The sequence below is a fragment of the uncultured Methanobrevibacter sp. genome, from assembly GCF_937906425.1.
Classification (GTDB): Archaea; Methanobacteriota; Methanobacteria; order Methanobacteriales; family Methanobacteriaceae; genus Methanobrevibacter.
In genome coordinates this window covers 1-3,183 of the sequence record NZ_CALCYR010000079.1, presented here as the reverse complement: position 1 = coordinate 3,183, position 3,183 = coordinate 1, and the positions used below count along the sequence as shown (strand labels likewise).

At 30.4% G+C, this 3,183-nt stretch carries 2 protein-coding genes; both read right to left on the bottom strand.

Annotated elements, in window-relative coordinates:
* Nucleotides 1-308: 308 nt before the first annotated feature.
* Entirely contained in the window at nt 309-1,169 is an 861-nt protein-coding gene (locus Q0138_RS02200) for a CPBP family intramembrane glutamic endopeptidase (RefSeq protein WP_297980311.1), read from the bottom strand.
* Nucleotides 1,170-1,529: 360 nt separating this feature from the next.
* Nucleotides 1,530-2,981 (bottom strand): NAD(P)/FAD-dependent oxidoreductase, encoded by a 1,452-nt coding sequence (locus Q0138_RS02195; protein WP_297980308.1) that lies wholly within the window; start codon nt 2,979-2,981, stop codon nt 1,530-1,532.
* Nucleotides 2,982-3,183: the final 202 nt, after the last annotated feature.

The window sequence follows — 3,183 nt, the reverse complement described above, 5'->3', positions numbered from 1 at the left end:
AATATATTTATAATCCAAATCACTCAGCAGGCACTCAGTACTTATAGTGAATTTTTGTTTTAAATATAATTTAAAAATAATAAAAGTAGATGAAAATTAGTTTTTATAAATAATAAACGTGGATGAAAATTAGTTTTTAAAAATAATAAAAGTAGATGAAAATTAGTTTTTATAAATAATAAACATGGATGAAAATTAGTTTTTAAAAATAATAAAAGTAGATGAAAATTAGTTTTTGTTTGTTTCTTTTTTTTTAAAAAGAATTATTTAAAGTCAATTAGACTAAAAATAATTTCTTTTTTTTTCAATTATCTTCCGATGGCCTTCTTTTTGTCAAATTTTACTGCATAATAAATAATGTAAGCAGGTACGAAAACTGCTGAAAACATTGTTAAATAGAAAGTAATTGTACTTATTGGGCTGATAGTCAAAATTTTTAAAAATGGAGTAAATTCCCCTAAAAATACTAAAAAGTTTCCAATTGAATGAACAGCAATATTCATGAATACATTGTCATGTCTCATGAAGAATATGCACATTAGCATTCCAAAGAGGCTTGCAGTCATTACATGTGTCAAAGGACCATCTCCATAAAAATGGCCAATACCGAATATTAGTGAAGATACAATAACTGCAAAGACTGAGCCCTTCCATTTCTTCAGTCCATTAAATAAGCTCACTCTAAATAGCAATTCTTCAGAAATAGGTGCAACTATCACTATTGCTATAAAATACAATAAAATATTTGCAGGATTTTCCAATCCATTTCCTGATGCCATATAATGATGGGCGGAATTTCCAAAAATCTGGAATGAATTCAAAAATATTGGTGATTTTATTGTAAAGTAAAGTCCTGCACTTGATAGAAACATCAGCAGTGATTGACAAAAAAGAAAATACATTAAAGATAATCCCAATATTCTAAATGAATTTCCCAATTCGAAGATGCTGTGGAAATCCTCCTTCATGCCTCTGGATCCTATGGAAGCTATTAAAAAATAGACCATAATGATTGAATCGAATATGATTGTATTTATATTTTCATCATTAATGCCAAGATGGCTTATGATTATTGCGGCTAATATATGCGATACAATATAAAGGATAATCACTTCGCTTAATTTTATTGTTCTGATTCTTACATTGAAGTCTTTTATACTAAAATCCAAATTTTCACCCCTTTAAAAATAGAAATTAGTTTTTTGATTTTTATAATTTAATTTTTAGGTTTTTACTAAAATTATTAGGTTTTTACTAAAATTAGGTTTTTACTAAATTTTTTACTTTTTACTAAATTTTTTACTTTTTACTAAATTTTTTACTTTTTACTAAAATTTTTTACTTTTTACTAAAAATATAACATGATTACTTATAAAGCTTTGTAAAATGTATAGTTATTTTTTTAAAAGCATAGTCTTTTTTCAAAACTTTCAATAAAATTTTGAGAATTGGCATTTGAAAAAAATAAAAAATTAATGATTTTTAACTGTTATTGAAATCTAATTAAGTTTATCAATTAAAAACCAAAGTTAAAGGTCATAATGTATATTATGTAATTTGTACAAACATACAGAACTGCTTGAAGGGAATGCATAAATCATTTCATCCAATTCTTCAAGGCTTATCTTCTTATTGATTATGAATGTAAACATGTTTGCAACATTCTCAGCATCTGCTGCATATATTTCAGCTCCAACAATGTTTAAATCCCTATCAACAATTACCTTGGCCTCTGCTGTGGTGTCGTTTTTAAGCTCAAGGGAATATGAATTTCCATATCTTATCTGATGAACCTCATATTCATCGCTTTCCTCTGCAATGTATGCAGGAACACCTACTGTAGCTATTCTAGGAATTGTATATGCAACAGCAGGCACAACAGGATACTCTATTTCATCAGCTTCGCCTAAAAGTTCCTTTGCAAGGTATTTGGATTGGTGTATTGCAACTGTCACCAGCTTTGCAATTCCGCTGTCTGCAACATCCCCTGAAGCATAGATGTTTTCAACTTCAGTTTGAAGGTGTCCGTTTACCTTGATTCCCTGTCTTGTACTTTCAAGCCCTACGTTTTCAAGACCTATTCCCTCAACATTCGCTTCCCTTCCGATTGCGGAAATCACATAGTCTCCGCTTAGGCTAAGTCCGCTTTCACAGTTTAGGATAAATCCATTTTCATATGGCTTGTTGTCAACTTTTGCGTCAGGATCTCTTAATTCAGTGTCACTGTTCATTCCATTTTCAACATTGAGGATTCTCTCTTCCGGATTTTCAATTTCAATATCATTTAAAAGGACTTCCTTAACTGTTTCATTGAAATGGAAACGGATATTCTTTTCCTTAAGGATTTCGATTACCTTTTGCACATAGGGTTGGTGGAAGTATTTCAAGGCCATATTTCCCCTTATTATCACATCAGCACTAAGTCCTGCCTCTGCAAGTATTGATGCAAATTCCATTCCAACAAATCCTGCACCGATTATTATTGTATGTTTTGGAAGCTCTGCAATGTCCAAAAAGTCAGTGCTGTCATGCAGGTATTCCTTACCCGGAATATCTGGAATTATAGGTTTTAAACCTGTTGAGATTACAATTTTTTCTGTGCTGTATTTTTTATCCCCAACCTGTACGGTATGCTTGTCAAGGATAACTCCCTTTCCATGGGCTACATCAAGGTCATATTCATCAAACTTGCCATCAAGGAACTTTGACATGTTTGCAATACGTTTTTGCTTGAATTTCATGAGCTCCGGCCAGTTGACCTCAAAGTTTCCGGACTTTCCAACTCCCTCAAAGTTGTCTGTCAATGCCTTGATTTCATAAGGTGCATCCAGCAATGCCTTTGAGTTGCATCCTCTGTTTGCACAGGTTCCTCCATAAAGGCTTTCCTCTACGATAAGTATTTTTAAGCCTTCCTTTCTTAAGAATCTGGCACCTTGCCATGATGCATTACCGCTTCCGATGTATATTATGTCATAATCCATGAAAAAACCTCGTAATTGTTTTATTAAATTAATTTTTTTAATTTTTTTAATTTTTTTTTATTCATGCTTAATTATTAATTATATGTTTTTAATAGTTTATTTATTTTATTTAAAAAACTAATTCATTAAAGGAAGTTTGTTAATTAAATTTCACATAAACTTTATTATTTCTTAAAAATTTTTGTGTAAATTGAATTTTACA

Excerpts from the sequence above, each read along its gene's own strand:
- Q0138_RS02195 (WP_297980308.1), bottom strand. The coding sequence starts at position 2,981 with ATGGATTATGACATAATATACATCGGAAGCGGTAATGCATCATGGCAA.